Source organism: Muricomes intestini (assembly GCF_004346165.1).
GTDB lineage: Bacteria > Bacillota > Clostridia > Lachnospirales > Lachnospiraceae > Muricomes > Muricomes intestini.
This window is the reverse complement of record NZ_SLZZ01000043.1, coordinates 7,938-16,105: the sequence shown is the minus strand read 5'-3', so window position 1 is coordinate 16,105 and position 8,168 is coordinate 7,938. Positions and strand designations below refer to the sequence as shown.

Genomic DNA, 8,168 nt, shown 5'->3' with positions numbered 1-8,168 from the left:
TCAGATTCCTTATATTTGGGACATTTTTTGAAAGTTGTTTATAAAGACATGGTTTAATTCAGGTCTATGTGGATAAAACTGCGGAAACTCAAGCAAATGTCAGATTGACAGTAGTCTGAAATTGAATTATAATCAAAATATCTGGAAAATCTTGTAAGTATTTCGGGCAGTTCAGCCAAATTTCCAGTCTAAAGCAAAATTGAAACTTAATACAGAAGGAATGAGTGAACTGTGAGGATAGCGGCAGTATGTATGGTGAAATATACTTGAAATGTCATATGTTGGATATTACAATGATTTTATCAAGAGGATAGTGTCCATCAATTGCCGTTATATGTTTCACTCTTCCAGACAACACAAAGAGGAGGAAACATATGAGGAAAACTCATGCGAAGTTGTGCGCCAGAGATGCACAGATCTGTAAAGCGCTGACAGATGCCGAGATATTCGCAGATCTGTTTAACGGTTCCATCTTTCGGGGAGAACAGGTCATAGCCCCGGAGCAGCTTGTTCGCTGCGGTGAAAAGCAGACAGTACAGGTAAAAGCAGGAAGTGACAGTGTGAGAGACCTGCAGCGTATTCGGGATGTGAAAATGCAGATGAGGTGCCTGGATGATACAGGCAATCAGGAGGCCATACTGGCGGTGGAGGCTCAGAGAGAGATACATTACGGCATGCCAGTGAGAAGTCTGTTGTATGACGGGATTGATTACTCAGATCAGATGCAGAGAAGGGAAAAGTATAACAAGAATATCCATAATCTAAAAACTTCTGCAGAGTTTATGTCAGGAATGACTGAAAAAGACCGGTTGGTTCCCGTTTTGACTCTTGTTTTGTATTATGGGGAACAGAAAAATTGGATGAAACCGAAAGATTTACACGATATGCTGGATTTTACGGACAAGCTCATGCCATGGAAAAAAGAATTTCCGAATTATGCACTGCATCTTGTGAGCAGCGATACGGTTGATGCGAGGAACTTTAAGACCGGGCTGCGGGAGGTTTTTGAATTACTGAAAGTCTGTCATGACAGAAAACTGCTAAATAAAGTTTTAAAAGAAAACAAAAATCATTACAGTCATTTATCTAGAGAGCGAACTGAACTTGTCTCCATATTTTTGGATATTCCGGTGCTGAGAGAAAAACAAAATGAAGGTGAGGAAGGAGCGGTCAATATGTGTACAGCAATTGAAGAAATGGTTCGAGATGGAGAACAAAGAGGCGAAAAGCGAGGCGAAAAGCGAGGCGAAAAGCGAGGTGAAAAGCGAGGTGAACAGAGAGGCGAGAAGAGAGGTGAACAGAGAAGTCTGCAGTTGGTCAGAAGGCTTTTGGAGAAGAATCGTATTGAAGATATTCTTCGTATGACAGAGGATGAAGAGTTCAGAAAACAATTATTTCACGAGGATGGTTTATAGGGGAGGAGTGCCGTCTTTTACTTTTCCGACACCTGTAAATGGAATAGTCTCAACCAGGTCAATGGTTTCCGGCCCCTGAATTATTTCACGAACCGGAGACTGAGATACTGCAAGTTCCTCTGTATTAAAGCTCAATTTACAGAACAGGAAATTATTGCACTTACGAAAGAGAGGGTAAACCCTTTCGGAATCAGTTTCACCATATCAAGAGTTCTGCAGATTGAGGATGTGGCTACTATAAGAACTTTTTTAATTGGGGCTGTAAGAAGATAAATTTATCTTTTTACAGCTCTTTTTTTAGGCTTCATCATAAATTACTACAATTAAATACACTGTTAAAAGATTATTGTCAGATAATACTCGTTTTTGATCCCCATAGCCCTAAATAAAGAGAACCCTGGAAGAATCAGGCTTTTAAACATTGCCAAATTCTCTCAGGGTTGTTTTTACGGTCATCTCTTATTCTTTCCCCTTATTTTAGTGTACAAAAAACAAGCCGCAGCTAATCATATTTAACAAGCTGTCCCGTTTTAAAACGATGTATTTATTTATATTTCGGGCCAGCACATACAGCATCGCTCATGTGTGCGATGCTGTCCCTCTTCTTTAGAGCTGCCTATTTCCCGACAGTCCCTTTTAAATAACCTGCCGTGTTTACTTACCCAGAAGTTCTCTGGATTTAGCCACGATGTTTTCCGCCGTAAATCCAAAGTGCTTGAAAAGCTTATCTGCCGGTGATGAAGCGCCAAAGCTATCAATGGATATGATTTTTCCTTTGAGGCCTACGTATTTATGCCAGCCAAATGAGGATGCCGCCTCCACAGCTATCCGATTTTCAACGGCAGAGGGAAGAATGCTCTCTTTATATTCTTCGGACTGTTTTTCAAATATCGCCCAGGATGGCATGCTGACAACTCTTGCATTAATGCCTTTTGCTTGAAGTGTTTTTCCTGCTTCCAATGTAATATGGACTTCCGATCCGGTGGCAATCAGTATTATCTGAGGAGCATCATTTTTTGAATCTAAGAGAATATATGCCCCTTTTAATGCGGACTTTCCGTCTATGTCAAGGACAGGGAGATTCTGCCTTGACAGAACCAGACAGGTTGGTGATGAAGTACTTGTAATCGCAGTATACCAGCCGGCTGCCGTTTCGTTTGCATCGGCTGGGCGAAAATCAATGAAATTCGGAATGCTTCTGACTGCGGCAAGCTGTTCCACCGGCTGGTGGGTAGGCCCGTCTTCCCCTACACCGATGCTGTCGTGGGTCATCACATAAATGACGGGCAGCTTCATCAGCGCGGACAGACGCATGGCACCTTTCATGTAATCGGTAAATACAAAGAAGGTGGAGCAAAAAACCTTTAAACCGCCATATGTGGTTAATGCATTTGCAATTGCAGCCATTCCATGCTCCCTCACACCAAAATGAAGGTTTCTGCCATTGTAATTATTGGCGGAGAAATCACCCATATCTTTCATATAGGTCTTATTTGAAGGTGCAAGGTCTGCTGAGCCGCCGATGAGATTGGGGATTTTGGGACTCAGATAATTAATTATTTTTCCTGAAGCAGCCCTTGTTGCAATGGGGGCATTGCCAACAGACCAAAATCCGTCATCCTCCAGTAATAATTCCGTGTAATCAAAGCTTTGCTCTACTTTCCATCTCTTGGCCAAATCAGGATATTGTGTGGAGTATTTTTCGAACAGATGATTCCAACTTTCTTCCGCCTCAATTCCTTTAGCGATGAGTTCTTTCATATGTCCGCTTACTTCAGCAGGTACCGTGAAACAGTCGTCACTGCTGATTCCAAAGAACTCTTTTGTCTTTTTCAGATTCTCTGCCCCAAGGGGTTCTCCATGGGCGGAAGCGCTTCCGGCTTTAGGTGAACCATAGCCGATCTGTGTGTTGACAACGATCAGCGAAGGAGCGTTAGTTTCGGCTTTCGCCTCGCTTAAAGCATCACTGATATCCTGTACAGAGTTGCCGTCGGCAACATTTAAAACCTGCCATCCGTAGGCCTTAAAACGTCCCGCTACATTTTCTGTAAAGGCAATATCTGTACTGCCCTCAATCGTAATTTTATTGCGGTCGTAGAGAAGGATGAGCTTGCCGAGCTTCAATGCGCCTGCAAGAGAAGCGGCCTCTGAAGCGACCCCTTCCATCAGGCAGCCGTCACCGCAGAGAACGTATGTATAATGATCAATGATATTGAAAGAGTCCCGGTTAAATCTGGATGACTGAAATCTCTCTGCCATTGCCATGCCGACTCCATTTGCGATGCCCTGACCCAAAGGGCCCGTGGTTATTTCGACACCGGGAGTGTGTCCAAACTCAGGATGGCCGGGAGTTTTACTGCCAAATTGTCTGAACTTTTTCAGTTCATCCATAGATACACTGTAACCAAACAGATGAAGCATAGAGTACAACATAGCAGATCCATGACCGGCAGATAGTATAAATCGATCCCTGTTTGGCCAGGAGGGATCTTTGGGATTATGTTTCAGATGCTTCGCCCACAGAGTGTAGGCAATCGAAGCAGCGCCCAGCGGCAGCCCGGGGTGTCCGGAGACGGCTTTTTCTACAGACTCCGCGGCCAGTATTCTTATGGTGTTTATGCAGGTATTGTCTAAATTACTCATTTGTTACCTCCTTCACTTTAGTTTTTTAGTATCACATTTATATTTTAATGATGTAGGGGTCAAAAGGTATTTTGCCCCCTGATACCTACGGATTGCTCCGCACTTTGTGCTCCCGCAATCCTAAAAACATTCGAAATTCGCCCTATTCGGGCTACTTTCTCATGTTTTATGGGTCCCAAGGCCATGCTTTTCCATGCAAGCATGAAAAGCATGGCCTTGGGATCCTGGTATCATATTAATTATAGTGCATTATGTGAATTAATCAATAGAAAACATAATGGGGATAAGTTTACTAAATTTGACTGGTATATCCATGGTTTTAGTACTATAATGTATTAAAGTAAATTATGAGGAGGTTTGAGATGGCAAAAAGAGGAAGTCATGTTAGTAATTTAACGACAGAGAAGACTGAGTTTAGACGTGAGATCGGGGTTTTCGGCGGAGTCAGTATTATTGGGGGCATCATGATAGGCTCCGGTATTTTCTATTTAGGCTCCTATGTTCTGGAAAGAGTCGGCATGAACAGCGGCCTGGCTCTGCTTTGCTGGCTGTTGGGTGGGATTATTTCTCTGTTTGGGGGTCTGTGCTACGCCGAATTGGGTGCGGCCATGCCAAAATCCGGTGGGCGGTTGGTTTACCTGGACGAAGCATTTCATCCGGTGGTGGGATTCATGGCTGGCTTTACGGATCTGGTTATTGGCGGTCCAGGTTCCATTGCTGCAGTAGCTACCGCCCTTATAGCAGTTCTGCAGCCGTATACTGGTTTGAGCGATTTTGGTGTAAAAGCAGCTGCCATTGTTTTGATTGTCATTATTACTGCTTATAACTTAGGCGGAGTCAAGCTGGCTTCGGTGGTGCAAAACATTTCTATGGTAGCCAAGCTTATTCCTATAGCGCTTATCATGTTAGTTGCTCTTTTCATCGGGCGGGTGAGCCCGGATCTTTCTCTGGGTTCGGCGGCAGCTTACGCAGCCGATAATAGCACAAATGTCTTCAGTATGGTTGCCTTTGGCGTGGTGGCTGCTTTATGGGCATATGAGGGGTGGACTAATCTGAATACGGTGGCCGAGGAGATCAAGGAACCAAAGAAAAAGTTACCTTTGTCTTTAATCATTGGCATTGGAAGTGTAACGGTTATTTATGTTTTGTTCAATTTTGCCGTCATGAGAGTTTTGCCTCATGAAGAAATTGTATCGATGATCAACAGCGGGGATTTATATCTGGGAACGGCTGTAGCGAAGAAGGTATTTGGCTCAGCAGGGGCTTTTGTGGTTTCTCTGGGAATGATTCTTTCAATGTTTGGCTCGGCCAACGGCATGGTTCTGGCTCAGCCGCGTATGTATTATGCGATGGCGGAAGAAGGGCATTTCTTTAAAGCATATGCAAAGCTTCATCCGAAAACAAGGGTTCCCCATGTAGCGATTATTGTGCAGGGTATTCTTTCTATAATATTAGTGCTCATCAGAAATTTGAGCCAGCTGACAGATATGGTAGTAATGTCCGCCATGGTATTTAATGCTTTGGTTATTATTGCTGTTCCGATTTTAAGGAAAAAATACCCGAAAATCGAGCGGCCGTATAAAGTATGGTTTTATCCGGTTTCAGTGATTGTTACGGCACTCATCTTTATTGCTTTAATCATTAACACTGCCATGGAAGACTTTGTTTTAGGCCTGGTAGGTTTGGGAGTGCCTGTTCTTGGTGCTGTTGTATATTACATCTTTGATTTGAAGTTGAAAAAAGAAAAGAGGAACGGCAATGAATAGAATTCTTTATAATGCCAAGGTGTACATAGAGAAAGGTACATATGCCCAGGCAGTTCTGGTGGAGGACGGTTACATTAAGGATGTGGGCGGCAATGGGGATATTTTGAAATACAAGAATGGAGAGACACAGTTAATGGATTGTAGGGGAAGGACCCTTATACCGGGGCTTAATGATTCACATCTTCATTTGATGCAGTTCGGCGAGAGTTTAAACCAGGTACAGATTGAGGGCGTTTCCAGTATAGGAGAAATGATCAAGCGGTGCCAGGTGTTTATGCAAGAGCATCCTGAACGGGTAAAAAGCGGTCTCCATGCCGCAGGCTGGAACCAGGATCTGTTCACAGACGGCGGCCGCCTTCCGACGCGCCATGATCTGGACGAAATCAGCACCGATATACCTATTGTTCTGGAGCGGGTCTGCGGGCATATCGTTACCAGCAATACTAAGGCAATTGAGATACTGGGGATTGACGGCAATTCACCCCAGTACCCCGATGGAGAATTCATGCTGGGGGAAGACGGGTGCCCAAATGGCATTTTCACCGGGAACGCCTGCAATGTAGTAAAATCTATTATTCCTGATTTTACTATGGAGGAACGCCGGCAAATGTTGATTCAGACCATGGAGTATGCGGTGGCTCACGGCCTCACCAGTGTACAAAGTAACGACGTAGGAACCAGTTTTATGGATGGCCCGGCAGCCTTTGCGATGTTTAAGGAGCTTTATGATAAGGGGGAGGCCCTGATCCGCTATCGGCATCAGGTTTGTTTTAATGATTTAGCGGATTTTGAAAAATATCTCGAAGAAGGGGTATATAAGCTGGGAGCGGAGAATGAGGATTCCTGGCTGAAAATCGGTCCCCTGAAACTGTTTAAAGACGGGAGTCTGGGTGCAAGAACTGCACTGATGACAAACGGCTATGTTGGGGATCCGGATAATCATGGCTTAGAGTGGATTAAGCCAGAAGAGATGGACAGATACTGTGCACTGGCCAAAAAGTACGGCATGCAGGTGGTTACTCATGTAATTGGGGATGAGGCGGTAAGGCGGACAATTGAAAGCTATGAGAAAACCTTTGAGGATGGAAAGAATAATCTGCGCCATGCTTTGAACCATTGTCAGATTACCGATGAGGCTTTGCTGGAGAGAATCAGGCAAGACGATATTTTGGTTATGGCCCAGCCGATTTTTATTGATTATGATATGAAAATTGTTGAAGAGTTGTGCGGAAAGGAGTTGACATCTACCTCCTACGCTTTTGGAACCTTAATTCATAAAGGGGTGCACCTTTCTTATGGAACTGATTGTCCAGTTGAAGACTGCAACCCATTCCCAAACATCTATATGGCGGTGACCCGCAAAAACAGGCAGGGAGAACCACGGGATGGTTTTTATCCCAAAGAGTGCGTGGATGTGGAAACTGCAATCGACGCCTATACGACTGAGAGTGCATATGCTGAGTTTTTAGAGGATAGGAAAGGACGGATTAAGAAAGGCTATTATGCTGATATGGTTTTGCTGGACCGGGATATTTTCACGGTTGATCCGATGGAGATAAAGGATATCCTGCCGGTTATGACCATGGTTGGCGGCAAGGTGGTCTTTGAAAAAATATAAGGTAAACAATTGGTATAATTTGAAACTTCAGGTATTCCAGACAACGGAAGAGGAATGGTATAGTTGTCCGTAACAGGCTCTAAATAAAATGATTTTAACAAAAGTAACCAATATTTTGGTTATTGTATATATTATATTAAAAGAACATCTGTTTTAGTATAAGGAGTTAAAATCATGAAAGAAAATGATAATATAGAACAACAAAGCTGTTATAATAATGGATCAAATTGTAATCCTTGCGGCTCTGGTCCGGGAAACTGCAGGCCAAGGCCCATATGTCCTACAGGGCCTACCGGTCCCATGGGACCAAGAGGACCGATGGGGCCAAGAGGTCCTGAGGGTCCTGAAGGTCCTGAAGGCCCCGCGGGCATCCAGGGACCTATCGGAGATACCGGGCCGAGGGGAGACACAGGCCCAAGAGGTGATGTAGGCCCAAGAGGAGCAACAGGAGCAACAGGCCCGGCCGGTCCGACAGGGGCAGCCGGAGCAACGGGAGCAGCTGGAGCAACGGGAGCAACGGGAGCAGCCGGAGCAACGGGAGCAGCCGGTCCGGCAGGAGCAATCGGCCCGACAGGAGCAACGGGCGCGACAGGCCCTACTGGCCCCGCAGGAGCAAATGGAGCAGCCGGTCCGGCAGGGGCGACAGGCCCTACTGGCCCCGCAGGAGCAAATGGAGCAGCCGGCCCGGCAGGGGCGACAGGCCCTACTGGCCCCGCAGGAGCAAAT

At 45.0% G+C, this 8,168-nt stretch carries 5 protein-coding genes (1 of these 5 only partly in view); 4 read left to right on the top strand and 1 reads right to left on the bottom strand.

The genetic code is table 11. The features are described 5' to 3' along the window. The first annotated feature begins 374 nt into the window (after window positions 1-374). Complete coding sequence (locus tag EDD59_RS16855; RefSeq protein ID WP_132384008.1) at window positions 375-1,415, top strand: hypothetical protein; 1,041 nt, start codon at window positions 375-377, stop codon at window positions 1,413-1,415. A gap of 654 nt (window positions 1,416-2,069) precedes the next feature. Here EDD59_RS16855 and tkt read toward each other — a convergent pair. Then, on the bottom strand, window positions 2,070-4,058 hold the full coding sequence (gene tkt / locus EDD59_RS16850; RefSeq protein ID WP_132384007.1) for a transketolase: 1,989 nt from the start codon (window positions 4,056-4,058) through the stop codon (window positions 2,070-2,072). 362 nt (window positions 4,059-4,420) lie between these two features. Between tkt and EDD59_RS16845 the strand changes: the two genes are divergently transcribed. The 3 genes from EDD59_RS16845 to EDD59_RS16835 all read left to right on the top strand — a co-directional run. Continuing rightward, a complete protein-coding gene (locus tag EDD59_RS16845; protein ID WP_132384006.1) occupies window positions 4,421-5,824 on the top strand; it encodes an APC family permease in 1,404 nt (467 codons plus the stop codon). Further along, a complete protein-coding gene (locus tag EDD59_RS16840) occupies window positions 5,817-7,442 on the top strand; it encodes an amidohydrolase (RefSeq protein ID WP_132384004.1) in 1,626 nt (541 codons plus the stop codon). The genes EDD59_RS16845 and EDD59_RS16840 overlap by 8 nt, the downstream gene beginning before the upstream one ends. Before the next feature lie 174 nt (window positions 7,443-7,616). Continuing rightward, window positions 7,617-8,168: the beginning of an exosporium glycoprotein BclB-related protein gene (locus EDD59_RS16835; RefSeq protein WP_132384002.1), read on the top strand. It continues 816 nt past the right edge of the window; 552 of the gene's 1,368 nt are visible here — the first part of the coding sequence; it begins with the start codon at window positions 7,617-7,619; its stop codon lies off the right edge, out of view.